22 protein-coding genes and 1 pseudogene are annotated in these 26,193 nt (G+C 72.0%); 11 read left to right on the forward strand and 12 right to left on the reverse strand.

All coding sequences use genetic code 11. From position 1 onward, the window contains the following. Positions 1–18 precede the first annotated feature (18 nt). Complete coding sequence (locus AUC44_RS10510; protein WP_082689031.1) at positions 19–3,027, forward strand: AfsR/SARP family transcriptional regulator; 3,009 nt, start codon at positions 19–21, stop codon at positions 3,025–3,027. 55 nt (positions 3,028–3,082) lie between these two features. After that, positions 3,083–3,868, forward strand: coding sequence for a 3-hydroxybutyrate dehydrogenase (locus tag AUC44_RS10515; RefSeq protein ID WP_062158585.1), 786 nt, complete (start codon positions 3,083–3,085; stop codon positions 3,866–3,868). A 75-nt stretch (positions 3,869–3,943) separates the two neighbouring features. On the opposite strand, the gene AUC44_RS10520 is transcribed toward AUC44_RS10515, so the two are convergent. Continuing rightward, the gene (locus tag AUC44_RS10520; protein WP_046844909.1) at positions 3,944–4,435 is read right to left on the reverse strand and encodes a CAP domain-containing protein; all 492 of its coding nucleotides are present in this window, start codon (positions 4,433–4,435) and stop codon (positions 3,944–3,946) included. Positions 4,436–4,591: 156 nt separating this feature from the next. Next, positions 4,592–6,642 (reverse strand): annotated as a pseudogene (locus tag AUC44_RS10525) (M3 family metallopeptidase). A gap of 85 nt (positions 6,643–6,727) precedes the next feature. Between AUC44_RS10525 and AUC44_RS10530 the strand changes: the two are divergent. Further along, complete coding sequence (locus AUC44_RS10530; RefSeq protein WP_062158586.1) at positions 6,728–7,690, forward strand: hypothetical protein; 963 nt, start codon at positions 6,728–6,730, stop codon at positions 7,688–7,690. Positions 7,691–7,759: 69 nt separating this feature from the next. Here the strand turns inward: AUC44_RS10530 and queA are convergent, their stop codons facing one another. Both queA and AUC44_RS10540 read right to left on the reverse strand, forming a co-directional pair. Next, complete coding sequence (queA, locus tag AUC44_RS10535; protein WP_062158587.1) at positions 7,760–8,878, reverse strand: tRNA preQ1(34) S-adenosylmethionine ribosyltransferase-isomerase QueA; 1,119 nt, start codon at positions 8,876–8,878, stop codon at positions 7,760–7,762. Between the two features lie 5 nt (positions 8,879–8,883). Continuing rightward, positions 8,884–9,438 carry a LabA-like NYN domain-containing protein gene (locus AUC44_RS10540; protein ID WP_062158588.1) on the reverse strand — a complete coding sequence of 185 codons (555 nt, stop codon included), beginning with the start codon at positions 9,436–9,438 and terminating at the stop codon, positions 8,884–8,886. A gap of 195 nt (positions 9,439–9,633) precedes the next feature. On the opposite strand from AUC44_RS10540, the gene AUC44_RS10545 reads away from it, so the two are divergent. Both AUC44_RS10545 and AUC44_RS10550 read left to right on the forward strand, forming a co-directional pair. Next, entirely contained in the window at positions 9,634–10,908 is a 1,275-nt protein-coding gene (locus tag AUC44_RS10545) for an aspartate aminotransferase type Ic (protein WP_062158589.1), read from the forward strand. A 114-nt stretch (positions 10,909–11,022) separates the two neighbouring features. Continuing rightward, a complete protein-coding gene (locus tag AUC44_RS10550; protein ID WP_062158590.1) occupies positions 11,023–11,541 on the forward strand; it encodes a MarR family winged helix-turn-helix transcriptional regulator in 519 nt (172 codons plus the stop codon). A 123-nt stretch (positions 11,542–11,664) separates the two neighbouring features. On the opposite strand, the gene AUC44_RS10555 is transcribed toward AUC44_RS10550, so the two are convergent. The 4 genes from AUC44_RS10555 to AUC44_RS10570 all read right to left on the reverse strand — a co-directional run bounded on the left by AUC44_RS10555 (position 11,665) and on the right by AUC44_RS10570 (position 17,668). Further along, positions 11,665–12,741: a GGDEF domain-containing protein gene (locus AUC44_RS10555; protein ID WP_062158591.1), complete on the reverse strand. Its 1,077-nt coding sequence runs from the start codon at positions 12,739–12,741 to the stop codon at positions 11,665–11,667. Between the two features lie 210 nt (positions 12,742–12,951). Then, positions 12,952–13,314, reverse strand: a complete 363-nt coding sequence (panD, locus tag AUC44_RS10560) for an aspartate 1-decarboxylase (RefSeq protein ID WP_157445313.1) — start codon at positions 13,312–13,314, stop codon at positions 12,952–12,954. Between the two features lie 95 nt (positions 13,315–13,409). Continuing rightward, on the reverse strand, positions 13,410–14,972 hold the full coding sequence (locus AUC44_RS10565; RefSeq protein ID WP_062158592.1) for an Rqc2 family fibronectin-binding protein: 1,563 nt from the start codon (positions 14,970–14,972) through the stop codon (positions 13,410–13,412). A 104-nt stretch (positions 14,973–15,076) separates the two neighbouring features. Then, positions 15,077–17,668 carry a BamA/OMP85 family outer membrane protein gene (locus AUC44_RS10570; protein ID WP_062158593.1) on the reverse strand — a complete coding sequence of 864 codons (2,592 nt, stop codon included), beginning with the start codon at positions 17,666–17,668 and terminating at the stop codon, positions 15,077–15,079. A gap of 313 nt (positions 17,669–17,981) precedes the next feature. On the opposite strand from AUC44_RS10570, the gene AUC44_RS10575 reads away from it, so the two are divergent. From AUC44_RS10575 to AUC44_RS10590, 4 genes are read left to right on the forward strand one after another with little or no spacing between them, the layout of a single operon-like run. Further along, positions 17,982–18,632, forward strand: a complete 651-nt coding sequence (locus AUC44_RS10575; RefSeq protein WP_062159797.1) for a YggS family pyridoxal phosphate enzyme — start codon at positions 17,982–17,984, stop codon at positions 18,630–18,632. Continuing rightward, positions 18,629–19,432 (forward strand): DivIVA domain-containing protein, encoded by an 804-nt coding sequence (locus AUC44_RS10580; RefSeq protein ID WP_082689033.1) that lies wholly within the window; start codon positions 18,629–18,631, stop codon positions 19,430–19,432. Before AUC44_RS10575 ends, AUC44_RS10580 begins: the two co-directional genes overlap by 4 nt. Continuing rightward, positions 19,429–20,688, forward strand: coding sequence for a cytochrome P450 (locus tag AUC44_RS10585; RefSeq protein WP_197408533.1), 1,260 nt, complete (start codon positions 19,429–19,431; stop codon positions 20,686–20,688). The genes AUC44_RS10580 and AUC44_RS10585 overlap by 4 nt, the downstream gene beginning before the upstream one ends. Before the next feature lie 4 nt (positions 20,689–20,692). Further along, on the forward strand, positions 20,693–21,646 hold the full coding sequence (locus tag AUC44_RS10590; RefSeq protein ID WP_062158594.1) for a phosphotransferase enzyme family protein: 954 nt from the start codon (positions 20,693–20,695) through the stop codon (positions 21,644–21,646). Positions 21,647–21,728: 82 nt separating this feature from the next. On the opposite strand, the gene AUC44_RS10595 is transcribed toward AUC44_RS10590, so the two are convergent. The 3 genes from AUC44_RS10595 to AUC44_RS16560 are packed head-to-tail and all read right to left on the reverse strand — an operon-like array spanning position 21,729 to position 22,864. Next, a complete protein-coding gene (locus AUC44_RS10595) occupies positions 21,729–22,460 on the reverse strand; it encodes a hypothetical protein (protein ID WP_062158595.1) in 732 nt (243 codons plus the stop codon). Positions 22,461–22,493: 33 nt separating this feature from the next. Then, a complete protein-coding gene (locus AUC44_RS10600) occupies positions 22,494–22,670 on the reverse strand; it encodes a helix-turn-helix domain-containing protein (protein ID WP_157445459.1) in 177 nt (58 codons plus the stop codon). Between the two features lie 29 nt (positions 22,671–22,699). Then, positions 22,700–22,864: a hypothetical protein gene (locus tag AUC44_RS16560; protein ID WP_155299455.1), complete on the reverse strand. Its 165-nt coding sequence runs from the start codon at positions 22,862–22,864 to the stop codon at positions 22,700–22,702. A 166-nt stretch (positions 22,865–23,030) separates the two neighbouring features. On the opposite strand from AUC44_RS16560, the gene AUC44_RS10605 reads away from it, so the two are divergent. After that, entirely contained in the window at positions 23,031–23,813 is a 783-nt protein-coding gene (locus AUC44_RS10605) for a DUF554 domain-containing protein (RefSeq protein ID WP_062158597.1), read from the forward strand. Positions 23,814–23,856: 43 nt separating this feature from the next. Here AUC44_RS10605 and AUC44_RS10610 read toward each other — a convergent pair whose 3' ends face one another. Further along, positions 23,857–24,246, reverse strand: coding sequence for a hypothetical protein (locus tag AUC44_RS10610; protein ID WP_062158598.1), 390 nt, complete (start codon positions 24,244–24,246; stop codon positions 23,857–23,859). Positions 24,247–24,441: 195 nt separating this feature from the next. Here AUC44_RS10610 and AUC44_RS10615 point away from each other — a divergent pair, with 195 nt between their 5' ends. After that, positions 24,442–25,737 carry a DUF4384 domain-containing protein gene (locus AUC44_RS10615; protein WP_062158599.1) on the forward strand — a complete coding sequence of 432 codons (1,296 nt, stop codon included), beginning with the start codon at positions 24,442–24,444 and terminating at the stop codon, positions 25,735–25,737. The last annotated feature ends 456 nt before the right edge of the window (positions 25,738–26,193 follow it).

Here is a 26,193-nt window from a genome sequence, read left to right on the forward strand (position 1 = left end):
TACGCTAGATTTCCTCGCGTGACCCTTCACTGGCGGGACCTGACGTCCGCGCGGCGCACGCGGCTGCCGGCGGTGCGCGGCGCGGTGGCGCGCGAGCGGCTGCTGGCGGCGCTGGACGCCCGCGTGCTTCTCGTGACCGCACCGGCCGGGTACGGCAAGACGACGGCGCTGGCAGGCGCGGCGACGGGTCGGCCCGGTCCAGTCGCGTGGCTGACGCTGGACGGCGACGACGCCGATCCGCTGGTGCTGGCGGCCAGCCTGTCACTGGCGGTGCAGGCGCTGCCCGGGGGCGCGCGGCCCGGGGACGCGCTGGGCGCCGGGGCGTCGCCGCGCCGGGTGGCGGGACTGGTGGCGGACGTGCTCGACGACTGCGGGGCGCTGCTCGTGCTGGACGAGGCGCAGGTGCTGTCGGGCTCGGCGGGGACGGAGGTGCTGGGCGGGCTGCTCGCGCCGGGCGAGGGGCGGCTGGCGCTGCTGTCACGCACCGCGCTGGACCTGCCGGAACTGGCGCGGCTGGAGGTCTCGGGGGACGCGGCGCGGCTCTCGGCGGCGGAACTGGCGTTCACCCCGGCCGAGATCGCGGCGCTGTTCGCGGCGCAGGGCCTGACCCTGACGGGCGCGGAGGTCCGCACGGCACACGCGGTGACCGAGGGCTGGCCGATCGCGGCGCGCTTCCTGGCGCAGGCGGCGGCGCAGGGCCGCGTGACGCTGGCGGACCTGGCGGACTTGGAGGGCGGGGACGCGCCGCTGGGGACGCTGTTCACGTACCTCGCGCAGGAGGTGCTGGGTCCGCTCGACCCGGCGCTGCGGGGGCTGCTGACGCGCAGCAGCGTGTTCGAGGAACTCATTCCGGCGCTGCTGGAGGACGCGCTGGACGAGCCGCGCGCGCGGACACTGCTGGAGACGCTGGCGGGCAGCGGGACGTTCCTGACCCGGGCGGGCGAGGACACGTATCGGGCGCATCCGCTGCTGCGCGCGCACCTGCGCGGCCTGCTGCCCCCGGCGGAGGCGCGGGAGATCGCGGCGCGCGGCGCGGCGTTCTTCGAGCGGACCGGGCGGCTGCGCCGGGCGCTGGCGGCGCACCTGCTGGCGGGGAACACGGCGCGGGCGGCCGCACTCCTGGCGGGCCGGGGCGGCGCGTGGCTGGCGCAGGGGCGCGTGACGCTGGTGGACCGCAGCCTCGCCCGGCTGCCGCGCGCGGACTGGACGCCCGCCCTGCACGCCCTGGCCGGGGACGCGCTGCGGCTGGCGAGCCGCTACGACGAGGCCCGCGCCGAGTACGCCCTGGCGGACCCGCTGGAGCGGGCACTGGGCGAGGTCCGGCTGGCGCTGGATACCGTGCAGCCCGAGCAGGCCTGGGGTCCGCTGGACATGGCGGCCGCCCTGATCGGCGGGGAGCGGCAGGCTGAACTGCGCCGCCTGCGGGCGGAGAACCTGCTGAACGCCGGGCAGCTGGCCGGGGCGGTGGCGCTGGAACCCGAATTGCGCGGCGGGGCGCGCTACGCGCTGCGCTCCGGGGATCTGGACGCGGCCCTGGCGCGCGCGCACTCACTTGCGGACGGCGAGACGGGCGGCGCGCGGGCCGCGCAGAACCACCGCGAGGGCCTGCTGCTGGCGAGTTTCCTGCACGCGGCGCGCGGCGAGGTGCACGAGGCCGGGGCGTGCGCCCGCCGGGGCCTGAGCGAGGGCGAGCGGCTGGAGAGCCCCTTCGTGCAGTCGCTGGCGCTGGCGCGGCTGGGGCACGCGCAGCAGGCGGCGGGGGACTTCGCGGCGGCCCGCGAGAGTTACGACGCGGCGCTGCGGCAGGCGCAGCCGGTCACGGGGCGCCTGCGGGTCGAGCCGCTGATGGGTCTCGCGGCGCTGGCAGGCCGGGCGGGAGACGGGGCGCGCGCGCAGGCCCTGACCGCCGAGGCGCGCGGACAGACCGGCGGGGACAGCTATATGGCGGGGCTGCTGATCCTGACGTCCGCGCTGGGACTGGCGCAGGGCCCGCAGGCGGCGCAGGCCGTCCCGGGATTGCAGGAGGCCGCCGCGCTGTTCGGCGCGTGTGGGGACGCCTTCGGGCAGGCGGCGGCGGCGCTGGCCCTGTTCGCACTGGACGCCGGGCCAGCCGAGGCCGCCGCGCAGGCCGCCACGGCGTACCCGTTCCTGCTGGGCCGCCCGTCCCTGTTCGCCCCGGCCGCGACCCGCGCGGGCCGCGCGGCGCTGCTGGCCCGCCTGGGCGAGGCGCAGCCCGGTGCGCGCGGCCCGCTGACCGGCGCGGCCCGCCTGCTGGGGTACCCGGCGGTGCCGGACCCGGCCGACACGCCGGGGTTCGAGGTTCACGTGCAGGTGCTGGGCCGCGTGGCGGTCACCCGCGAGGACGGCCGGATCCGCGAGTGGGGCCGCGCGAAGGCCCGGGACCTGCTGGCGCTGCTCGCCGTCCACCCGGCGGGCCTGCCGCGCGAGGCCGCGCAGGAGGCGCTGTTCCCCGACGCCGACCCGGGCGTGGGCGAACGGAATTTCCGCGTGACCCTGCACGCCCTGGGGCAGGTGCTGGAAGAGGGCGCGCGCAGCGGCGTGTTCGTGGAACGCGGCGACTGGCTGCGCCTGCGCCCCGGTCCAGAGTTGCACGTGGACCTGGCGGCCGCCTGGGCGCAGCTGGGGCAGGCGGCAGGCACCCCGGGCCGCCTGGACGCCCTGCTGGCGTTGCCCCCCGCGCTGGCGGACGTGGATCTGGAAGACGTGGCCCGTGAGGCCGAACGGTACGCGGCGGCGCTCCCCGAGGCGCTGGCCGCCGAGGCCGACGTGGCGCTGGCCCTGGCCCGCCCGGACCGGGCCGCGCTGGCCGCCGGGCGCGCCCTGAGCCTCGACCCGGCGCACGAACCGGCCGCGCGGGCTCTGATGCGCGCCCAGCACGCGCTGGGGCGCGGCGCGGCGGCCGGGCGGGTGTACGCGGCCCTCACGGCGGCGCTGGCCGACCTGGGCCTGAAGCCCCTGCCGGACACGCAGGCGCTGTGGCAGGCGCTGTCCGGCGCGCGGGCCTGATCGGTCTTCCTGTGGCCGTAACCGCCGAGTGACGCCTGCGGCCTACACTCCGCGCATGACGCAGGACACGCACAGGCAGGGTACGGAAGGCAGGGCCGCGCTCGTCACGGGTGGCACGAGCGGCATTGGGCTGGCGATCGCGCGGCGGCTCGCGCAGGATGGGCTGAGGGTGGCGGTGCTGGACCTGGACCGCCCGCAGGCGCGCGAGGTGGCGCAGGCGCACGGCCTCACGTTCATCGGGGCGGACCTGTCGCGCCGGGCGGACTGCCGCCGCGCGGTGGACGAGACGGTGGCGGCGCTGGGTGGCCTGGACGTCCTCGTGAACAACGCGGGCTTTCAGCACATCGACCCCATTGCCGCCTTCCCGGAGGATACCTGGGACGCGATGCTGCACGTGATGCTCACCGCGCCGTTCCTGCTGAGCAAGTACGCGTGGCCGCACCTGACCCGCTCCGGGCAGGGCCGCATCGTGAACGTCGCGAGCATCCACGGGCACGTGGCCAGCCCCTTCAAGAGTGCGTACATCAGCGCGAAGCACGGCCTGATCGGCCTGACCCGCACGGCGGCGCTGGAGGCCGGGGAGCAGGACCTGACCGTGAACGCCATCTGCCCCGGGTACGTGCGCACGCCGCTGGTCGAGGGTCAGATCGCCGATCAGGCCCGCACGCGCGGCCTGACCGAGCAGGAGGTCGAGCAGAAGGTCATGCTGGAACCCGCCGCGATCAAGCGCCTGCTGAACCCGGAGGACATCGCCGCGCTGGCGAGTTACGTGGTCAGCCCGGCGGCGTGGGGCATGACCGGCGCGGTGCTGGACCTGGACCTGGGCTGGACCGCCCGGTAACAGTCGAACGGCGACATCTCAGAGCAAGAAAATGGAGGACGGTTCCATCAACCATCCTCCATCGCCTATCAACCCTTAGCGGGGCTGGCTGCTGAGGACCATCACGTACGCGGTGCCGCGGGAGCCCTGCACGACGGCGGCGCCGACGTGGGTGTAGCGGCCCTCGTTCATCCAGAAGCAGTGCACGGGGGACTGCAGCCACCAGCGGATCGCGCTTTCCGGGTTCTGGCTGCCGCCCATGAAGACGATCTCGGTGACGCTGACGGCGTTCACGCCGGTGCTGGCGGCGCGCACGCGGGGGGTGCTGCCGTTGGCGCCGGTGTGGGTGATGCGCCCGGTGGCGCTCATGTACCCGGCCTGCTGGCGGGCGGCGGCGGCCAGGGCGGGCGTGAAGGTCAGGCTCCCCGCGACGGGCCGCTGGCCGCTGCCGGGGCAGGTGACGCCCTGGGCACGCACCTGGTTCAGGCGCGCGACGAGTTGCCCCTCTGCGGAGGACTGGGCCGTGGCGGGAAGTCCCAGGGCCACCAGGGCCGCCAGGGCTCCCAGCGTACGCTGGGCGGTCTGCATGAGCATCGTGAACCGATCTTAACCTGAATGGCAGATGAAGGAGATGGGAAAATCGACGTCGGCTCTCATGCAGGGCCCGGACGGTCGTCCGTCGAAAGGGTGAAGGGGCCACGAGCTGCCGCCCTGGCCCCCTCCCCCTCCGGTTTCCTGTGTGCTTTACAGCAGGCCGCTGCGGCGCAGCAGGGCGTCCGCGTCGGGGTCACGGCCCATGAACTCGCGGTACAGCTCGGCCGGGTCGGCGCTGTTGCCGCGGCTGAGGATCGTGTCCACGTAGGCGCGGCCGGTGTCGCGGTTGAAGATGCCTTCCTGCGCGAAGCGGCTGAACGCGTCGGCGTCGAGCACCTCGGCCCACTTGTAGCTGTAGTACCCGGCGCCGTAGCCGACGGGGCTGCTGAACAGGTGGTTGAACGCGGCGATCATCGCGTAGTGCTCGGGCAGCGCGGTGGGGTTGAAGGTCGCCATCAGGTCGCGGGCGTACGTGACGTGGTCGGCGTCGCCTTCGGGGTCGAACTCGACGTGCAGGCTCAGGTCGGTCAGGCCGAAGGAGTACTGGCGCATGGCGGCGTTCGCGGCGCGGTAGTTGCGCGCGGCGATCATGCGGTCGAACAGCACCTGCGGGATGGCCTCGCCGGTCTGGTAGTGGCGGGCGAACAGGTCGAGCGCCTCGCGTTCCATGACCCAGTTCTCCATGATCTGGCTGGGCAGTTCCACGAAGTCCCACGGCACGTTGGTGCCGCTCAGGCTGCGTACCGGCACGCGGCTCATGGCGTGGTGCAGCAGGTGCCCGAACTCGTGGAAGACGGTCTCGACTTCACGGATGGACAGCAGGGCGGGCGTGTCGCCGTCGGGGGGGTCATGTTGCCGCACATCAGGCCCAGGTGCGGGTCGACGCCCTGCTCCCTGGGGCCGCCGGTGATGAAGGCGTTCATCCAGGCGCCGGCGCGTTTGGTGTCGCGGGGGAACCAGTCGGTGTAGAAGCTCGCCACGTGCGTGCCGCTCTCGTCGTGGATGGTGTAGTAGCGCACCTCGGGGTGCCAGCCGGGGGCCTCGCTCTCGGCCACGGTGATGCCGAACACCCGCCGCGTGATCTCGAACAGGCCGCTCAGCACGCCGTCCATCGGGAAGTAGGGCCGCAGGGCCTCCTCGTCGAAGTCGTATTTCGCCTGCCGCTGCTTCTCGGCCCAGTACGCGACGTCCCAGGCGTCCAGTTCGGGGGCGTCTGCGCCCAGCTGCTCGCGGTGGAAGGCGCGCAGCTCCTCGTTCTCGCGGTCGAAGGCGGGGCGGGTGCGGGCGTCCAGGTCGCGCTCGAAGGCCAGGGCGCGCGCGCCGCTGCCCGCCATGCGGTCCTGCAGCACGTAGTCCGCGAAGTTCGCGAAGCCCAGCAGCTGGGCCTTCTCGCGGCGCAGTTTCAGGATCTCGCGGATCAGGGGGCGGTTGTCGCGGCCCTCCTGCTGGCCCACGCGGCTGTTCGCCAGCCACAGGTCGCGGCGCAGCTCGCGGTCGTCCGCGTACGTCAGGACGGGCACGAGGACCGGGGCGTGCAGGGTCAGGCGGTGCCCATCCTGGCCCTTGCTCTCCGCGTCGCGGCGGGTGGCGTCCTGCACGCGCTGCGGCACGCCCGCCAGCCGCTCGGTGGGCACGTACAGCTCGAAGGCGGCCGTCTCGTCAAGGACGTTCTTGCTGAACTCGCTGGTCACCTCGGCGAGGCGGGTGTTCAGGGCCAGCAGGCGCTCCTGCTCCTCACCCTGGAGGTCGGCGCCCTCGCGGCGGAACTCGTCGATGGTGAGTTTCAGGTGCCGGGCGCGCACCGGGTCGAGCGCGGTGGCCTCGGGCGTGGCGGCGAAGGCCTTCAGCGCCGCCCACAGGCCGGGGTGCAGGCTGAGTTTCGTGTAGAACTCGCTGGTCTTGGGCAGGATCGCCATCTTCGCGGCGTGCCACTCGGGACCGTTGAGCACGCTGTCGAGGTGGTGCACGATGGTGTTCACGGTGTCGAGCTGCTCGGTCAGGGTGTCCAGGTCGGCCATGAAGTTGGCAAAGCCGCGCTCGCCGCTGCGGGCGAGGTCCTCGAGTTTCGCCTGCGTCTGCGCCAGGAGGGTGTCCACGGCGCCCTCGGCGTGCTCGGGGCGGATCTGGTCGAAGGGGATGCGGAAGCCGACGTTCAGCAGCGGGTTGCTGGCGCCGGTCACCTCGGTCTGGGTTGCAGTCATCACCCCGGAGTATAGAGAGGGGGGCTGAGGGCGCCGTAAGCCATTTGACGTGCCCGGCCGTCCGGGGCGCGTGCTGTAATCACGCATGGACGCGACCCTCCCCCACCTGACGCCCATCGCGGACGCCGATCTGGCCGCGCTGCGCACCCTGGCCCACCCGGACAGTCCGGTGAGCGTGGCCGACCTGACCCGCCTGAGCGCCACCCGCCTCCCGGGCGAACACCACACCCAGCAGGCCGCCTTCGAACGCGGCGAGGCGAGGGGGGCCCTCACGACGGGCGTGCCGCGCATGGACGCGCACGACGGCTGGCTGGACCTGACCCTCACCCTCCACCCGCAGGAGGCCGGGGGACCCCTGGCGGACGCGCTGCTGACGGCCGGGCTGAGTGTGCTAAGCGAGGCGGGCGCGACGACGGCCGTGACCCGCGTGCGCGAGGACTGGTGGGAGCATGACTACCTGCGGGCGCGCGGCTGGCAGGAGGCCGACCGCATGTGGCTCAGCAGCCTCGACCTGCGCACCCTGGATTTCACGGCCTTCGCCGCCGACGAGGCCCGCGCCCGCGCGAGCGGCGTGCGGATCGTCCCGCTGAGCGACCTGGGCGGCTGGGACGCGACGGCGCGCGAGCATTACGACCTGATCCACGCGCTGCTGACCGACGTGCCCAGCGCCCGCCCCGTGCAGGTCTGGCCGTTCGAGGTCTGGCTGGAGCGCATGCACACCCTGCTGCCCGACACGAGCGGCATCATGATCGCCGTGGCGCCGGACGGCACATGGGTGGGGACCAGTCAGCTGTCGCAGCCCATCGCTGGCCGCCCCGGCTTCGTCCACAACGGCCTGACCGGCGTGCGTGCCGGGTGGCGCGGGCACGGTCTGGGCCTCGCGCTGAAACTCGCTGCCGCGCGCGCCGCGCTGGGCCGGGGCTTCACGCACTCCCGCACCGGCAACCACGTCACCAACCGTCCCATGCTCGCCATCAACGAGCGGATGGGCTTCGAGCGCGAGGCGGCGACGGTCACGCTCACGCGGGAAGTGGAAAGTCGGGAATAGGAAGTGGAGAGAGAAGGTGGGCGCGTCGCCGTGACGCGCCCACCTTCCTGTGTCCCCACTCACCACTCCCTACTCCCCACTGACCCCGGATCGTGCGCCGCGCACGTTCGTCAGGAGCATCGCGTCGCCCAGCGAGTAGAAGCGGTACTCGCCGTCCAGGGCGGCGTCGTACGCGGCGCGGATGCGGTCCTCCCCGGCGAACGCGGCGACGAGCAGCAGCAGGGTGCTGCCCGGCAGGTGCAGGTTCGTGATCAGCAGGTCCGGCACGTTGACGGGACGGCCGGGCGTGATGAAGATCTGCGTGTCGCCCTCGCCGGGCTGGACCTGCGTGCCGTCCCAGGCGCTTTCCAGCGTGCGGACGGTGGTGGTCCCGACGGCGATGACCCGGCGGCCCTCGGCGCGGGCGGCATTGATCGCCTGCGCGGTCTCGGGGGTGACGTGCCAGCGTTCGGCGTGCATGACGTGGTCGGCCACGCTGCCGCTGATGGGCCGGAAGGTGCCCGCGCCGACGTGCAGGGTGACGTGCGCGGTCTGCACGCCCATCGCGGCCAGCCGGGCCAGCAGGTCGGGCGTGAAGTGCAGGCCGGCGGTGGGCGCGGCGACGCTGCCGGGCTCGCGGGCGTACACGGTCTGGTAGCGGTCGCGCCACGTCTCGTCACTGTCCCCCGCGTCGATGTACGGCGGGAGGGGCAGGCGGCCGATGTCGTCCAGGTGCGGCAGGATGTCGTGGTCGAAGCGCAGCAGCCGCGCGCCGTCCTCCAGCTCCCCGACGACCTGGGCGCGGTGCCCGCCCTCGTGCTCCAGGCCGCCCAGCCACAGTTCAAACCCGGCGCGGCGGGCGGGTTTCAGGTACGCGCTCCAGACGTGTCGGCCCAGTTCGGGGCGTTCCTCGGTGCGCAGCAGCATGACCTCCACGCTGCCGCCGCCGTGCCCGTGGGCGTCCACGGGTTTGCGGGCCATGACGCGCGCGGGGATGACCTTGCTCTGGTTGAACACCAGCAGGTCACCCGCGCGCAGGAACTCCGGCAGGTCGCGGAACACGCGGTGCTCGAGTGCTTCGCCCACGATCATCAGGCGCGAGGCGTCGCGGGGTTCCGCGCCGGTCTGCGCGACGCGGTCCTCGGGCAGGTGGAAGTTCAGGCGGTGCAGGACGGCGTCCGCCCCGGCGTGCGGCGTGGCGTCGGTCATCGGGGTTATTCCTCGGTCTTGGGCGTGGCGGCGCGGGTCTGGCGGGCGGGCATCAGGCCCCCGTCGATGTCGGGCAGGTGAGTGAAGCGGTCGGCGGCGTCCACGAGCTTCTGCGCGGTGTGCTCCCGGAACGCGATGACCTCCACGCGCTTGCCGCGCTCCTGCAGCACCTCGACGATATCGGTGAAGTCCCCGTCGCCGCTGCCGAGCACAATGACGTCGAGGTGGTCCATCAGGCGCACCATGTCGGCCACGATGCCCATGTCCCAGTTGCCCTCGTAGATGGCCTTGCCGCCGTCGGTGACGTGGTGCAGCGTGAGGTTCATGCGGCGAACCTTGAAGCCCAGCGTGGACAGCTTGTAGATGAACGGGCGGGCGGTGGCCTCGTTCTCGCGTTCCACGGTGTAGCTGATGGCGTGCACGAGTTCGCGGCCCTCGGTGGCGCTCCTGAGGATCGTCTCGAAGTTCACGGTGCGTTCCATCAGGTCGCGGGCCGAGTGGTAGAGGTTCTGCGTGTCGATGAACACCCCGACGCGGGGGCGGTGCACTACGTATTGCATGTGGATTCTCCTGTTGTGGTCGAAGCTAGGTGGGAAAAGGCGGAAGGGGAAAGGAACGAAAGGGAGGCAAAAGCTGGCCCGGCGGGCGCAGCGCTGGCAGTGTAACACCCCCCGCCCCGTCCTCCGCTTCCCGGTGTCCCGTCAGGGGTAGACACGTCCCTGCCCTGCCCGGCTGGGGGCGGGTACGCTGGGCGCATGACGAGTGACGTGCAGAGTGAGGCCCTGGCGCAGGCGTGCGCGGCGTACGACGCGGTGAAAGCCAAGGGGTTGAAGCTGAACATGCAGCGCGGCCAGCCTGCCGACGCGGACTTCGACCTCAGTAACGGCCTGCTGACCGCGCTGGGTGAAACGGACACGCACCTGGACGGCCTGGACCTGCGCAACTACCCCGGGGGCGTGGCGGGCCTGCCGTCCGCGCGGGCGATGTTCGGCGCGTACCTGGACCTGAAGCCCGAGAACGTGATCGTGTGGAACAACGCCAGCCTGGAACTCCAGGGCTACGTGCTGACGTTCGCGCTGCTGCACGGCCCGCGTGGCGGGCAGCCCTGGGCGGGGCAAAACCCGAAGATGATCGTCACGACGCCCGGGTACGACCGGCACTTCCTGCTGCTACAGACGCTGGGCTTCGAACTGCTGACCGTGGACATGCAGCCCGACGGCCCGGACGTGGAGGCCATCGAGCGACTGGCCGCGGCGGACGCGAGCGTGAAGGGTGTGCTGTTCGTCCCCACGTACTCGAACCCCAGCGGTGAGACGATCAGCGCCGGGAAGGCCCGCCGGCTGGCCGGCGTGAAGGCGGCCGCGCCGGACTTCACGATCTTCGCGGACGACGCGTACCGCGCCCATCACCTCTCCCCCGACGCCGCCGAGCAGGATCAGCCGGTGAACCTCGTGACGCTGTCGCGGGACGCCGGGTACCCGGACCGGACGTTCGTGTTCGCCAGCACCAGCAAGATCACCTTCGCGGGCGCCGGGCTGGGCTTCGTGGGCAGCAGCGAGGACAACATCCGGTGGCTGTCGACGTTCCTGAATGCGCAGAGCATCGGCCCGAACAAGGTCGAGCAGGCGCGTCACGTGAAGTTCCTCCAGGCGTACCCTGGTGGGCTGGAGGGCCTGATGAAGGATCACGCGGCGCTGATCGCCCCGAAATTCCGCGCGGTGGACGAGGTGCTGCGCGCGGAACTGGGGGACGGCGGCGAGTTCGCCACCTGGGGCAGTCCGCGCGGCGGGTACTTCATCAGCCTGGACACGGCCGCGCCGGTCGCCTCGCGCGTGGTGCAGCTCGCCGACGAGGCCGGCGTGAGCCTCACCCCGGCGGGCGCCACCTACCCCGGCGGGCGGGACCCGCACGACCGCAACATCCGCCTCGCCCCGACCCGCCCGCCGGTCGAGGAGGTCTACGAGGCGATGCGCGCCGTGGCGACCTGCGTCCGGCTGGCCACCGAGGAGTACCGCGCGGCCCAGCGCTGAGGCCGGGCCGCGCTGACGCCGACCACCGCTGAGGCCGGGTGCAGCGTCACCGGCCGCCCCCCTGACCGGCCGCCCAGCTTGACTTCATGAGGGCCCGCCCCGACCATGGAGGCAATGCCGAACCGTTACGCAGGTTCACCGGAAGACCGCGCCGCGCTGGACGCCTACGTGAAGTTGTGGCGCGCCGCGCACGCGGTCGAGGTGAACGCCAACCGTCATCTTTCCGACTACAACCTCACCATCAGCCAGTTCGGCGTGCTCGAAGCCGTCTATCACCTGGGCCCCCTCAGCCAGCGGCAGCTGGCCGACAAGATCCTGCGCTCCAGCGGAAACCTCACCATGGTGATCGACAACCTGGAGCGTGACGGCCTCGTCCGGCGCGACCGGGACGAACTGGACCGCCGCATCATGCGGGTCTCCCTGACGGAACCGGGCCGCGCACTTATCGGGCGCGTGCTGCCCCGGCACGTCACCGGCATCCGTGAGGTCTTCAGCGTGATGACCCCGGACGAGCTGGCCCAGCTGAGCGCCCTGACGCGCAAGCTGGGGCTGGCGCTCGGCGACCACCCGGCGAACGCCGCCTCCGACACCGAACCCCGCCGGACACGGCGGGCCCGGCCCACCCTCGACTGATCCGGCCTGTCCGCCGGCCAGCGCCGCGCCTCCTCACTGGAAGGGGCGCGGCGTTCTGGTGGCTGGCGCGTCAGCCGGGGGCAGGCAGTGGCGCAGCGGGACGGAACAGGCCACCGGGCACGCCTAACTCACCTGGGTCCGCCGCAGATCGGCCAGGTGCACGTCGTTGCGGCCCTGCTCCTTGACGTGGTACATCGCCAGATCGGCGCGCTGCACCACCTCCACCGGATCCTCCGCCGGACTGGCCGTGGCCACGCCGAAGCAGGCGGTGACGCCGTTGACCGTTCCGTAGCGGTGGTGGCGCAGGTCGGCCCGCAGGCGGTCGAGCAGGGGCCGCAGGTGCTTGTCCCGCTGCTCGGGCAGGATGAGGAGGAATTCCTCGCCGCCCCAGCGGGCCGCGAGGCTCCCCTCCGGCAGGTGCTGGCGCGTGATCTCAGCCACGCCGCGCAGCACCAAGTCCCCCATGGCGTGCCCGTGCATGTCGTTCACGCGTTTGAAATGATCGAGGTCGAACAGCACCAGCGTGTACGTCTGCCCGCCCTGCGTGAGGGCGGTCAGGCGTTCCTCGGCCGCGCGGCGGTTGGCCAGCCCGGTCAGCGGGTCGGTGAGCGCGGCGGCGCGCGCCGCCTGGAACTGGGTGCGCTGCACGCCCAGCGTGGCCTGCATGAGCGTCAGGACGGCGCCCATGAGCAGGAACTGCGCGCACGGCCCGATCAGGTGGTGCCGGGCGTCAGCGGGCACGGTCAGCCACAGGTTCCCGGCGCAGATCAGGGTGGCCACCCCCAGGATCAGGGCGGCGGCGCGGGTGGCCTGCCGGGGCTCGTACACCAGGAACGCCGCGACATAGATCACGGCGAACCAGTAGGTGTTTTCCATCAGCGCCTGCGACTGCACGGTCAGCACGCTGAACTGGTGATTCAGTGCCAGCAGCACGTACCCGGCGGTGCCCACGAACGTGACCTGCACGGCCGTGCCGATGGACACGGTGCCGAGGCGCATGAGCAGTTGCAGGGCCAGCAGCGTGGTGCCCAGGGTGGGCAGGGCCCAGAGGTCGAGCGGGTCGAACTCGGGGTACTGCGAGCCCAGCGCGGCGCAGCAGGCCAGGGCGCCCAGCCAGACGAGCCAGGTGAACATGCGCCGCTGGCGGGTCAGCCACGGAGCAGCGTCAGGGGTGGAGGGAGCGGCGGTCGGCTTCGTCAAGGATCATCCCGGCACTGAGGGGGTGGCTGATTCAGGTGTGTACCAGCCAGTGTACTTCACATGAGAACCGGATGACTGTGCGCTCTGCCCCACCGGACTGGGCGCCTGGCCCCTACACCGCGCTCTGCCGTGGGCCGTCCGCGACCACGAGGCGCCCCGCACCGGTCCTCACGCGCTCCCCAGTTGCCGCTGACCCGCCCCACGTGGGGTTCAGGCGGGTTGCAGTTCGATCCGGCGGTTGCGCGCGTCCACGTGCACGACGTGCGGCTCGAGCGCGCGGGCCTCCTCCTCGCTGTAGTTTCCGAACGCGGCGATGATCACGAGGTCACCGGGATTCACGAGGTGCGCGGCGGCCCCGTTGATGCCGATCACGCCGCTCCCGCGCGGGCCACTCAGGGCGTAGGTGCTCAGGCGGTTGCCGTTGGTGATGTTGTAGATGTCCACCCGTTCGTTCACGAGGATGTCCGCCGCGTCGAGCAGGTCCTGGTCGACGGTGATGCTTCCCACGTAATCCAGGTCGGCCTGGGTGACGGTGGCGCGGTGAATCTTGGCCCTGAACATGATGCGTTCCACGAGCGGCCATTGTACGTGGTGCCGGGCCGCGCACCGGGCGGCGGGTCACGGTCCGCTGCCCGGCCCCCGAGTCGGCGCCGGCCGGGGCCCGGTGGCTACTCGGGCAGGGTGCCGTCCACGAACACGGTCTTCTGGTCGGTGTAGTGCACCTGCCCGGCGGGGGCGCCGCGCGGCTTCCACACGTGCTTGATGCGCGTGTAGTCCACGGGGACGTTGCTGCTGCCGCGCGCCTTGCTGTTCGCGGCGGCCAGCCGCGCGGCGTACAGGATGTCCGGCAGGTCCAGGTCGCGCCCGCCGCTGCGCACCAGGACGTGACTGCCGGGGTACCCCTGCGCGTGGAACCACCAGTCCAGGCTCCGCCCGATGCGGTGGGTCAGGGTGGCGTTCTCCTTGTTGTTGCGGCCCACCAGGGCCTCCAGCCCGCTCGGCGTGGTGAAGCGCGTGCCGTAGGGGCTCTTTTCCGGGCGTTCCTGCTGCACCCGGGCACTCAGGGCTTCCAGGTCGGGCAGGTCGGCGGTGTCCAGCGCCTGCACGCGGGCCTCGGCCTCGGCCAGTTCGGCGCGCAGGGTGTCCTCACGCTCGGCGAGGCGCAGGTACACGTCCTCACGGCGCCGGGCGCGGGCGTAGCGCTTCTCGGCGTTCTGCACGGCGCTCAGCTGCGGTTCGAGGCTGACGGGCCGCTCGCCGCTCCCGTCGAAGGCGGGCAGGGTGACGCTGCCGGCGCCGGTGGGCACGGTGTGCGCGTAGGCCATGAGCAGGTCGGCCTCCTCCCGGTCGCGGGCGGCGTCGGTGAGGCCCGCCTCGGCGCGCGTGACGTCCGCGAGCTGGTTGCGCAGCAGCGTCACGCGCTTGTCGAGCGGTTCGCGCAGGGCCTTGCGCAGCGTGGCGGCCTTCTCACCGCGGGCCGCCTCGCGCGCGCCGTCCTGCAAGGCGCCCTCGCTGACGGTCGGGTCGGCCACCAGGGACTGCACCGCCGCCAGGACGCGCGGCCACGCCTCACCGGGCAGCTCGGCGGGGCCCAGGTCCGCCCGGCGGGCGAGCTCCGCGCCCAGCAGCGGCCCCAGGCCGTCGAGCTGCTCACGCCAGCGCCCGACAGGAACGCTGCGCAGCGCCTGGGCCTGCTCGGGGCTGAGGGCGCGCGGATTGAGCTTCTCGTAGGGCGGCGGCGGCGTGTAGCGCCCCCCGGTGCGGATGGTGCGGAAGCGGTTGCGGCTGCCGGTGATCTCGCGCGCGGCCATCACGATGCGGCCCTCGAAGCCCTCCCCCTCGTCGAGGACGAGGAGGTTGGCGTTGCGGCCCGTCACCTCGAACAGCAGCCGGGTGGGCGGCTGATCCACGAACCCCGTCTCGCCCGCGAAGTGCAGGGTGATCACCCGGTCGAGTTTCAGCTGCTCGGCGCGCAGCAGGTCACCCCGCACCCGCGCCGCCAGGAAGCGCTGGAAGGGGCTGCGGGGATCGCCGCGCAGCCGCTCGCGCGACAGGTACACCACGGGCTGCGGCGGTCGGTAGGCGAGCACCAGATTGCTGGGGCCCCCCAGGCGCGGCCCGTCGAGCAGCAGCGCGGCGGTCGTCTCGTCCGGGAAGACCCAGCCCAGGGTGCGCAGGGGCAGCTGGGCGCTCAGGTCGCGCAGCACGCGCGCGAGCATCAGGCCTTCCACGGGCGGCCTCCGGGGTGGGGGTGAGCAGTCATCCGGGCATGCTAGCGCGCGGGCCGCCCCCGGCCGTGAAGCTGGGGGCGGCCCGCGCGGGGCGGATCAGGGGGTTACCAGAAGTTCCCGATGCGGAAGTAGAACTTCCCGGTGCCGGTCTGGGGGCTGAAGCCGTAGTCGAAGCGCAGGCTGGGCAGCAGCGCCCCGCCGATGCCGAGGTTGAGCTGCGCGCCCGCCCCGATGCCGTATTTCAGGCTGGGATCGGTGTTCGTGGCGCTGCCGCCCCAGGCAGTCCCGGCGTCGGCGAACAGCACGCCGTACAGGCCCTGGGCGATCCCGGCTTTCAGGCCGAAGTCGTAGCGGTACTCGGCGCTGGTGGTGAAGTAGTTCGTGCCGAACAGCTCGCCGTCCTTCAGGCCGCGCAGCTGGAAGGGCGTGGCGACGCTGCCCCCGCCGACGGAGTACCCGGTACCGGCCGGGGCACTGTCGACGCCCAGCACGGTGCCGGCGTTGGCGCGCACGGCGAACACCTGCTGCTTGTTGCTGACGCCCAGGTCCTTCTCGATGGTGCGCCCGAAGCCGTAGTAGGTGCTCGCGCCGCCGCCCAGCGTCGTCCAGCGCAGGGGCGTGTCGCCCTGACGGCCGAAGCTGTACGCGGCGCCCAGGCTGGCGCGCACGCCCTTGTCGGGGAACTCGCCGCTGGTGGTGCTGTCGTAGTTCAGGCCACTGGACAGGCGGGTGGTCAGGTTGGTGTCGGGCAGCAGCGCCTCGGCGTCACCCTGGCTGAAGGTGCGGGTCTGGTCGGCGCCGCTGGCGTCCTTGTACGCGACCGTGTTCTTGTCACCGCTCTGGAGGGCTTCGAGGTAGTAGGTCTTGTAGCTGATCCCCACGCCCACGTTCGCGGTGAGGTTCCTGGCGAGGCTGCGCCCGGCGCTGACGCTGAAGCTGGTGTCGCGGGTCGTGTAGTCCCAGCCGGTGTCAGTCCTTGCGGGGGTGTCGGTGCTCCTGGTAAGCAGGGCGTTGTTGCCGAAGACGTTGGTGCCCGCGCTGAAGCTGAGGCTGGTGGGGGTCTTGCGGAAATCCAGGAAGTCGATGTCCAGCCAGGGAATCGTGTAGCTGGCGTTCGCCACGAGGTTCTGTCCCGCCTCGTTCTGCTGCCCGCCCAGGCTGGCCGTCAGGTTGTGGCCCAGACCGAAGACGTTGTTGTTGGAGTACCCGGCGTCCCCGGCGAAGCCACCGTTGAACTGGTCGTAGCTCAGGCCCAGGTTGACGGGGATGCCGCTCTTGGTTTCCGCGATTCCCAGCACGTAGGTGATGCTCTCGGGGTTCTGCGGGTCGGCGCGGACGCTCTCGGTGGTGACGCGCACGAAGCCCAGGCGGGCGATGCGGCCCAGCGCCGCGTTCAGCTCGTTGCGGTTGAAGGCGCTGCCCGGCGCGGGCAGTTCACGGGTGATCACGCGGTCCTTGGTGTTGTGGGCGCCCTGCCACTGGAGTTCGTAGGCGGCGACCTTCACCTCGCGTACCGCGAAGGTCAGGGTGCCGTCCTTGAAGGTGATGGCGTCGCGGGTGCTGATCTCGTAGCCCTGCTTGCGGTACGCGTCGCGCAGCGCCAGGAAGTCCTGCTGGGCCAGCTGCGGGGAGTACACGTCGCCCACCTTGGTCTTCAGGGCGGCCTGGAGGGTCGCGGTGGGGATCAGGGTGTTGCCCTGGATGGCGACGGCCTTGACCGGCCCGGTCTCGACGCCGGCGGAGCCGAACAGCACGGTGACCTGCGCGGGGTTCTGGGGATCGGCCTGGATGGCGAAGCCCACGGGCTTGCCGGTCTGGTTGGAGAGGGTGCGGACGTCGGCCTGGAGTTTGCTGAGGCTGACGGGCTGCCCGGCCTGGGTCTGCAGGGTCACCTGGGGGTTGCCCAGGTCGTCGAGGTTGACGGCCGTGACGCGGCCCTCGATGACCTTGATCTTCAGGACGCCGCCTTCCAGGGTGCTGCTCTGCACGTCGACGCCTGCCTGGACGTAGCCGGCGTCGTCGTAGGCCTGCTGGAGCTGCTGCACGGCGCCGTAGTACGCGTCGGGCGTGAAGCGCTTGGCGTCGTACAGCGGCTTGAAGATGCCCGTGATCTGAGCGGCGGGCAGCAGCGTGACGCCGCTGACCTCCACGCGGCTGACGGGGGCGGTCTCGTCCACGACGAAGTTCACGGTGACGGTGCCGTCGGCCGCCGCCTTCACGTCGGCGCTGATGCTGGGCGCGAAGGGGTAGCCTTCCTGCTCGAAGTTCTGCGCCAGGGCCGTCTTGGCTTCCTCGATGCGCTGGTTGTTCAGTGTGGCGCCGGGGGCGATGTTCAGGAGGTCAGCGACACTCTTCTTGAAGCCGTCGGCGGGCAGGAAGGTCAGGCCCGTAATGGTGACGTCCTTGATGGTGGCGTTGGGCACCACGGTGATGACCAGGGTGTCCTTGCCGCCCACGCTGCGCAGTTCGGCCACGGCGCTCTTGAAGTATCCGGTGGCCACGACCTCCTGCTCGACCTGGCGGAGGTTCACGCTGCTCAGGGGCGTGCCGGTCTGGGTGCTGAGGGTGGCGCGGATAAAGTTGGCCAGCAGGTCGCTGGTGCCGACCACGGTCACGTCCTGCACGGTGCCCGCGGTCTGGGCGACGGCAGGCGCGGCAAGAAGGACGGTCACGGCGAGCGTCAGGGGGTGTCGCATGCTTCTCCTAGTGTCGCACACCCGTGGACATCGCCGGCGGCCGCTGGTGCTGGCTGCAGGCTGGGGTGCGCATCGTTGCTCACAGTTGCGGGGCTGAGCCTGAGAAGGGTGAAGATTGGGTGCGGGCGACTTACGAGCGGCCAGGCGCCGTCCCGGCGCGCCCCGTCACCGGGCCCGCCGCCGCATGAGTGCGCGGTGGGCGCGGCGAGGGCGCGCGAAGCTTCCGCTTGAGCCGCGTGGGGGGCGCAGGTGAGAATGGGCCGGTGAAAGCATCATGTCAGCGGGTGAGGCGCGCGCGCGCCGGGAGTCACCCATGAGTCTGCCCGGGGTCCTGGCCGGCATCCGCGCGGCGGAGCAGGCAGCGGGCCGCGCACCCGGCAGCGCGCGGCTGGTCGCCGTGACCAAGGGACAGGATCTGGACGCCATCGAGCGCTGCGTGCTGGCGCACGGCGCGTTTCCCCTGGGCGAGGGCCGCGCGCAGGAACTGCGGGACAAGTCGGCGCTGCGGCCGGAACTGGAGTGGCATTTCATCGGGTCGCTCCAGCGCAACAAGGTGAAGTACCTGCGGCACGTGACGCTGGTGCATTCCATTGAGGCGCCCTGGCAGGCCGAGGCCATCGCGCAGGCCGCGCAGGGCTGGGGGCGCGCGCCGGACGTGCTGCTCCAGGTGCACAACGGCGAGGCCCAGAAGCATGGCGCCGAGACACACGAGCTGGCCGGCGTGCTGCGCGAGGTGGAGCAGACCGGCCTGACGGTGCGGGGCCTGATGGTGATGGCGCCCGATCTGGACGATCTGCCGCTGCCCGAGCGGGACGCCCGGCTCCTGACCCTGTTTACGGACACCGCCCGGCGCGCGCATGATCTGGGTCTGTCAGAGTTGAGCATGGGCATGAGCGGGGATTACCCGCTGGCCGTTGCGGCTGGAGCCACCCTGGTTCGGGTGGGAAGGAGTCTGTTCACGTGAAATTCACTCCCCTCGATGTGCGTCACCAGGAATTCCCCAACCGCATGGGCGGGTACGAACGCAGCGGCGTGCGCGCCTTCCTGAACGATCTGGCCGACGATCTGGAACAGCAGCTGCAGCAGCATCAGACGCTGCTCGAACGAGTGGCCGTACTGGAAAAGGAACTGGAGGCGCAGCGGCAGAACGAGGACGAGATCCGCCGGGCCGTGATCGCGGCCGAGCGCATCTCGCACGAACTGCGGGAGAACGCGGCGCGTGAGGCGGAACTCATGGTCGCGCAGGCCACCACCGAACGCGACGGCCTGCTGCGGGAGATCGAGTCGCGCCGCAACGAGCTGGAGGCCGGCCATCAGGCCCGCCTCTCGGCCCTCGACGCGGCCTTCCGGGGCCGCTTTGCCGATCTGGAACGCGACCACCACGCCCTGATCCTGGAACGCGAGCGCGCGCAGGCGCAGCGGCTGGGTGAGCTGGAGCGGGCGTTCAGCGAGCAGCACGCGGCGCTCACGACCCGCCTGACCATGGCCCGGCAGGAGTACGCGCAGTTCCTGAGCGGCTACCGGGCCCTGGTGGCGTCGTTCTCCGAACTCGCCGCGCGCCACGCCCTGCCCGAGGAACCGGCCCTGCCGGCCACGAGTCTGCCCGCCGGGCCGGTGGAAGCCGGGCCCGCGGCGGACGCCCACGACCCGGCCGGCGCACCGGAGCCGGCGGCCCTGCTGGGCCACGCGCTCGTCACGGCCGGGGCCCTGACCCCGGACGCCGAGGACCGGCCGATGCGCGTGGAGGCGCAGCAGTTCCTGTGAGCGCGCCCACGTCTTCCCTGCCGTCATTCAGCCTGCCGGTCGCGGACGCGGCGTTCGTGCGCGACCCGTACCCGCTGCTCTCGCGGCTGCGCGCCGAGCAGCCGGTGTTTTTCGATCCGGGCATGAACCGCGTGGTGCTGACCCGGCACGCCGACATCAGCGCCGTCCTGCGCGACCGGCGCTTCGGGCGCAGCGCCCTGCACCGCTTTTCACGCGACGAGCTGGGCTGGCCGCTGCCGGACCCCCGGCAGGCGAACTTCGACGCGTTCAACAGCAATCACCTGCTCGACAGCGAACCGCCGAAGCACACGCGCCTGCGCTCGCTGGTGGGGCTGGCGTTCACGCCCCGGCGCGTGGAGGCCCTGACGGAGCGGATCGAGGCGATCCTGGAGGCGCAGCTGCGCGACCTGGGCCGCGCCGGGCCGTTCGATCTGGTGGAGGGCTACGCCGAGCCGCTGCCCGTGACGGTCATCGCCGAGCTGCTGGGCGTGCCGCAGCAGCGCCGCGACCGGCTGCGCCCCTGGTCGGCCGCCATCGTGAAGCTGTACGAACCGGCGCCCACCCCCGCCGACCAGGACGAGGCGGAGCGGGCGGTGCTGGACTTCAGCGCGCTGCTGCGTGAACTCGTCGCGCAGCGCCGGGCCGCGCCGCAGGACGACCTGATCACGGCGCTCGTGCAGGCCGAGGAGAACGGCGACCGCCTGACCGAGCAGGAACTCATCGACACCTGCATCCTGCTGCTCAACGCGGGGCACGAGGCCAGCGTGAACGGCCTGACGGCGGGCGTGCTGGCCCTGCAACGCGACCGGCGGCACTGGGAGGCGCTGGTCGCGCAGGCCCACGCGCCAGACAGCCTGCCGGTGTTCCGCCGCGCCATTGAGGAGCTGCTGCGCTTCGACACGCCGCTGCCGATGTTCGAGCGGATCGTCCTGGAACCGCTGACGCTGCGCGGCGCGGAGCTCAGACCCGGCGACCGCGTGAGCCTGCTGTACGCCAGCGGGAACCGCGACCCGGAGCGGTTCGAGGCGCCGGACGAGCTGCGGCTGGACCGCGACCCGAACCCGCACCTGACGTTCGGGCTGGGCATCCACTACTGCCTGGGCGCGCCGCTGGCCCGGCTGGAACTCGCGCTGAGCCTGCGCGCACTGTGCCGCGCCCTGCCGGACCTGCGCCTCGTGAATCCGCAGGAGCCGGGGCAGTACACCGGGGGCTTCGTGATCCGGGGGCTGGCGCGGCTGGACGTGCAGGCCGGGTGACCGGGTGACCGCCCCGACCCCGGCGGCCGTCGCGGCCCACTGGCCGGTCGGGGAGATCCGGGCGGTGACCCCGCTGGGCGGCGGGAGCATCAACGCCGCCTTCCGCGTGCAGGCGGCAGCGGGCACGTTCCACCTGCGCGTGTACCGTGACCCGCAGCGCGGACGGGCCGAACGTGAACACCGGGCAGTGCGGCTGGCCCGCGCGTGCGGACTGCCCACCCCGGACCTCTCGGTCACGCGGGAGGGCGGCACGCTGGCCCGGCTGGGGAACCACTGGGCAGCGCTGTTCGAGGTGGCCCCCGGTGCGCCCGTCCCGCGCAGCGCCCTGAACCCGGAGCACGCGGCGGGGCTGGGCGCGCTGCTGGCGGAGCTGCACATCCGCCTGCCCGGGGCCGCGCCGTTCGCCGTGCCTGCGCTCGCCCCGCCCGCGGACGTGGCGACCACCCTGGCGCGCCTGCGGGCGGTCGAGACGGCGATCCTGGCCCTCCCCCACCCGGACGCCACGGACGGCTGGGCGCTGGCACGCACCCGGCAGCGGCTGGCTCACCTGCGGCGCGCTCCCCTGCCGGATGCGCCGTGCCCCCCGGCGCGCCGTTTCGTGCACGGCGACTATCACGACGGGAACGTGTTCTTCCGCGGCGGCGCGCCGGTCTCGATCATCGACTGGGAGCAGCCGCGCCTCGCACCGCGTGCGTGGGAGGTGGCGCGCTGCCTGCATCTCAGCCTGCGGCTCGATCCGGCGCTGGGCGCGGCGTTCCTGCGCGCCTACCGCGAGCGCCTCCCCCTCCCGGCCGAGGAACTGCGGCTGGGCGCGGCGCTGTACGCCACCCTGCAGGAGCGCACCGTGTATGTGTACGAGAGCGTGTACCTGCGCGGCAATCCCGGACCACGGGCGTTCATCCGCCCGCCGCCGTACGTGCCGTTCCCGCAGGCGTGGGCGGCGTCGGGGCTGCGGTGACAGCGGTGTCCAGTTCCACCCTGGGGCCAACACCACGACCCAGGGCTCCACTTCCAACCGCCGCCATTCTCAGGTGCTCGATTCAGAGGGATTGAGAAAGACCTTCAGTCCCTCTGAATTCTGCGCTGAACGCCCACCAGCCGGGGTGCAGGTCGCCCGCGCGGGCCTCGGCGTGGGCCTCGCCCGGGCGGACCAGGGCCAGCAGGGCCAGCACCCGCGCGGGACTACGTGGCGCACTGCGCTCCAGGGACTTCGCGGCGGTCGCCTGACCTTTACGGGCGTTCAGACGCGCCTGGGTGTGGGCCAGCACGGCCAGCAGGTGCGGGTCCGCGCTCTGTCCGGCGATCTCGGCGACCTTCAGACCCTCGGCCAGCGTCCGCAGGGCCGCGTAAGGCTCGGCCTGCTCCCCCTCCGCGAGCAGGGTCGCGGCGGCGATCAGGGCGGCGCTGTCCCCCTCCTGGCGGGCCAGGGTGCGGGCGTGCGCGGCCAGGGTAGGCGCGTCCTGCGCCCCGCTCAGGGCGGCAGCGCGGGCCCGCAGCAGCGCCACGCGGGCGCCTGCGGGCTCACCGGCCAGCTCGGCCAGGGCCGGCCCCGACTCACCCAGGCGCAGGTGCGCGGCGGCGCGGCGCAGCGGGTCACGACTCCAGGCGAGCGCGGCGCGGGGCGCTCCCCACTGGAGGGCCAGGGCCGCCGCCGCCTCCACCTGAGCGTCATCCAGACGGGCGGGCAGGGACAGTGCGGCTCCACGGAACTCCGGGGTGGGCAGGCTCAGGGCGGCACGCAGGTCACGCAGCGGATCGGTCACGCCCGCCATTGTGCCAGCGCCGCGCCGGACGCGCCCTGCCGGTCAGGCGCTGAGGGCCAGATCGAGACCCAGGAAGCGCCACAGCGAGCGGCGGGGCACACGCAGTCCACTGGGGTGTTCCACGGCGCTCAGGCGGCCGTCGCGGATCCAGCGGCGCACGGTGCGTTCGTGGGTGCCGGTGAAGTCGGCCACTTCGCTGACTTTCAGGAGTTTGGGCATGTTCTGGTACTGGTCGCTCAGGGTCACGTTCAGACCTCCTTCAACGCAGCGGGGCCGCCCGCAGGCAGCCCCGTAACAGATTCGATGTCGATGCCAGGAAACAGGCAGTGCGCCGGCATGGGTTTCAGCGGCGCGCCGCCCGGCCCGCCGCGCAGGAGCGGCTCAGGCAGGAGGATGTGCAGCGGACGTTTCAACTTGCGATGAACGTACCATACCCGCTGTCAGCGGGAGGTCAAAGATCTTGCCCTCTTCTTGATCACCCCTGAAGGGGGCCTTGAGGTTCGCGGCGCCTGCCCGTGCCGGGTGAGACTGGACAGCGCCGGCACGCCGAACAGGCGGCGTGCTCTACAGTCAGCGGCGATGAGCGTCCTGTCGCAGCTGTCCGGCACCCTGGTCAACGTTGTCACGGTTGTGCTGGGCACCGCCGTGGGCCTCGCGGTGGGCGGCCGGCTGCCCGAGCGGACGCAGCGCACCCTCCTCCAGACCCTCAGTCTGGTGACGCTGTTCATCGGTCTGGACATGGCGGGCAGCCTGAACCACGTCTCGGGCGGCGCCGTGCCGGGCGTGATCCTGGCGCTGGTTAGTCTGGCGCTGGGCGCCGTGATCGGTGAGGCGCTGGGCATCGAGGAGAGCCTGGAACGCCTGGGCGAGACCCTGAAACGCCGCTTCCGGGGTGGGGGCCGCTTCACGGAAGGCTTCGTGGCGGCCAGCCTGCTGTTCTGCATCGGTCCGATGACCGTGATCGGCGGGCTCCAGAACGGCCTGACCGGGGACAGCGCCACGTACGTCCTGAAAGCCACGCTCGACGGCATCGCCGCGCTGGCGCTGGCCGGCGCCTACGGCATCGGGGTGGGCTTCAGCGCCCTGACCGTGCTGATCGTGCAGGGCGGCATCAGCCTGCTGGCAGGCACCTTCGCCGCCGGGCTGCTGGGCGGCGCCGACCCGCAGATTCTCAAAACCAACCCGTACGTGCTGCTCATCACCGGGGCGGGCGGCCTGACCATCATCGGGATCAGCTGGAACCTCATGCTGGCCGGGCTGGGCTTCGAGGACCGCCGCGTGCGGGTGGGCAGCCTGCTGCCCGCGCTGCTGCTGGCGCCGCTGGCCCTGTGGCTCGCCACTCGCCTGAGCGGAGGCGCCTGAATCGGGGCGGCCGGGCTGGACCGCGCGCAGTGAACGTGACCCGTTACGGGCGCTGCGCCTGACGCACCTGCGCCTGCCACCACGCCCGCACCCACACCCGGAACCGGTCGTAGTCGCGGCCCAGCAGGCGGCGCACCTTGCGGTCCTTTTCGGCGTTCATGGCGGCCAGCTTCACGTTCAGGGCCCGCGCCGCGGCGGTTCCCAGGGGCCGCGCCGCCTGCGCGTAGGCGCGTTCACTGCCCGCCAGCCGCTGCAGTTCGCGCACCTGCGCCACCGTGAGGTCGAGGGTCCGGATCAGGCGCTCACTGTCCTGCCGCCCCGAAGCGAGGACGAATAGGCGCGTCAGGACCGGCGCGCGTGGCCAGGGATCCGCCACCGTCTGCGCGGGGGCGGCGCCCCAGCCCAGCGCGAACAGCAGCAGCAGGCGGCGCATGTCCCTGAGGGTAGACGATCAGCCCGGCCACTTCACCCCCGGTCGGCTTAACGCGCCGGCACGCCACTCTCACGAACGCCCCGGCAGCTGCCGCCGATCTTCAGTCAGCCTTGAGGGTGCCTTTCAGGACGGGCTTTTTTCAGCAACCGGTCAGAGAGGCGGGGTACGGTGCGCCTCACCACAAGGAGGCACACCATGCTGAAACGAACCCTGATCCTGAGTACGCTGCTCCTGGGCGCCGCGAGCGCCAGCCCCGCCAAGATCACCGCGCAGAGCATCATCGTGAACCCGGTGGAGACGAAACTGAACGTGGAAGTCTGGGTGAACAAGGACGCCAGCGGCAAGGCCAACCCCACCTACCGCAAGGGCGAGGCCATCCAGGTGGCCGTGAAGACCAACCAGGACGCCTACGTGTACCTGTTCAACATCAACGCCAACGGCGTCGTGGACATGTTCTTCCCCAACAACTTCGAGGAGAGCAACTTCGTCAGGGGCGGCGTCACGCGCGTCTTCCCGCAGCAGGGCGCCAAGTACGGCCTGAACGTGGGCGGCCCGAACGGTCAGGACCGCCTGCTGGCGATCGCGAGCAGCAAGGAACTCGACCTGCGTGACATCGCTACCTTCGCGCAGAACCAGTCCTTCGCCCAGGTGAAGGTCAAGGGGCAGGCGAACCTCGCCAGGGCCCTGAGTATCGTCGTCAATCCCCTCCCGGCCGACGGCTGGACGACCGACGTCGTGACCTTCAAGGTGGGCGGCCAGCCGGTCAGCACCCCGGTCAACCCACTGCCCGGCACGGCGACCGGCACCGTGACCATCACGCCCGGCCAGGGCACGCAGCCCGCGCCGCAGCCGGCCCAGCCGCAGCCCACCCAGCCGGCACCCGCGCAGCCCGCCCCCACGACGCCCGCACCGCAGCCCACCACGACCATCCAGCCCGGCGAGAAGCAGAGCGGTGAGCGCGATCAGGCCATGGTGGACGCCTACGCGCGCCTGAAGGGCACCGAGAGCCTGGGGCAGGCGACCACCTACGCGGTGCCCTGGGGCGACGGCCTGTGGCAGAAGTTCAAAGGCGTCGGTGCCTACGGGGACGCCGTGCTCCTGCATGCCAACGGCAGCAGCCGCGCCTACGCCGTCCACGGCATGCTGCTGGAACGCTACCTGGCACTCGCCAAGGCCGAGAACGGCGCCACTCGGCCCCCCAGCCGCCTGGGCTGGGCCGCCGGTGACGAGAAGGTCATCCCGCAGAACAGCCTGGGCACCAGCGGCCTGTACGGCTTCTTCCAGAACGGCGCGCTGTACGGCACCGAGAAGTACGGCACCTTCTGGCTCAGCGGGAACGTCCTGAAGACCTACCAGGGTCTGGGCGGCAGCGGCTCGTTCCTGGGTTTCCCCACCCGTGACCAGTACACGATCAGCGGCGCCTGGGCCGCCGACTTCGAGGGTGGCACCATCCGCACCGTGAACGGCGTGACGAAGGTCTACCGCAAGTAAGCCTGAACCTGTCAGGTGGGCCGCTCCTCGGGGGGGCGGCCCCTTTCTGGTCTGGTGAGAGCAGGCGAATGCTGGCATGACGATCCGTCTCACCACCGCAAGACCAGCCTGGCAGTCCAGACGCACGACGTGCCCGGCAGGCTGCGGAGAGACAGGCCCTGCACCGATGGGCAGAGGACAGCACCCATGGAGCCGCCTTGATCTCCGGTGAAAGCGTATGAGCGGAGAAAGCGCGTGCATGAGGCGGAATATCAGTGGCCGGTCAGGTGCGGCGCCTATGCTGGGCTCACCTCGAAAGAGGTTAAGACCACTCAGCCATCTCGTGCTGCCGGAGGGACACACTGCACGCCCCCGGCCCACCCCTCCCCCCGCAGGCGACGCCGCAATGTGCGCGGCTACCACACGGGGTTCCAATCGGCGCCTGTGCCGCGCAGGCAGAGGCACACCCCCTTCACC

It is taken from the genome of Deinococcus actinosclerus (assembly GCF_001507665.1).
Lineage (GTDB): Bacteria > Deinococcota > Deinococci > Deinococcales > Deinococcaceae > Deinococcus > Deinococcus actinosclerus.

Coding starts and splice junctions, on each gene's coding strand:
- AUC44_RS10515 (WP_062158585.1), top strand. CDS start 3,083: ATGACGCAGGACACGCACAGGCAGGGTACGGAAGGCAGGGCCGCGCTC.
- AUC44_RS10520 (WP_046844909.1), bottom strand. CDS start 4,435: ATGCAGACCGCCCAGCGTACGCTGGGAGCCCTGGCGGCCCTGGTGGCC.
- AUC44_RS10530 (WP_062158586.1), top strand. CDS start 6,728: ATGGACGCGACCCTCCCCCACCTGACGCCCATCGCGGACGCCGATCTG.
- queA (WP_062158587.1), bottom strand. CDS start 8,878: ATGACCGACGCCACGCCGCACGCCGGGGCGGACGCCGTCCTGCACCGC.
- AUC44_RS10540 (WP_062158588.1), bottom strand. CDS start 9,438: ATGCAATACGTAGTGCACCGCCCCCGCGTCGGGGTGTTCATCGACACG.
- AUC44_RS10545 (WP_062158589.1), top strand. CDS start 9,634: ATGACGAGTGACGTGCAGAGTGAGGCCCTGGCGCAGGCGTGCGCGGCG.
- AUC44_RS10550 (WP_062158590.1), top strand. CDS start 11,023: ATGCCGAACCGTTACGCAGGTTCACCGGAAGACCGCGCCGCGCTGGAC.
- AUC44_RS10570 (WP_062158593.1), bottom strand. CDS start 17,668: ATGCGACACCCCCTGACGCTCGCCGTGACCGTCCTTCTTGCCGCGCCT.
- AUC44_RS10575 (WP_062159797.1), top strand. CDS start 17,982: ATGAGTCTGCCCGGGGTCCTGGCCGGCATCCGCGCGGCGGAGCAGGCA.
- AUC44_RS10595 (WP_062158595.1), bottom strand. CDS start 22,460: ATGGCGGGCGTGACCGATCCGCTGCGTGACCTGCGTGCCGCCCTGAGC.
- AUC44_RS10600 (WP_157445459.1), bottom strand. CDS start 22,670: ATGCCCAAACTCCTGAAAGTCAGCGAAGTGGCCGACTTCACCGGCACC.
- AUC44_RS10605 (WP_062158597.1), top strand. CDS start 23,031: ATGAGCGTCCTGTCGCAGCTGTCCGGCACCCTGGTCAACGTTGTCACG.
- AUC44_RS10610 (WP_062158598.1), bottom strand. CDS start 24,246: ATGCGCCGCCTGCTGCTGCTGTTCGCGCTGGGCTGGGGCGCCGCCCCC.
- AUC44_RS10615 (WP_062158599.1), top strand. CDS start 24,442: ATGCTGAAACGAACCCTGATCCTGAGTACGCTGCTCCTGGGCGCCGCG.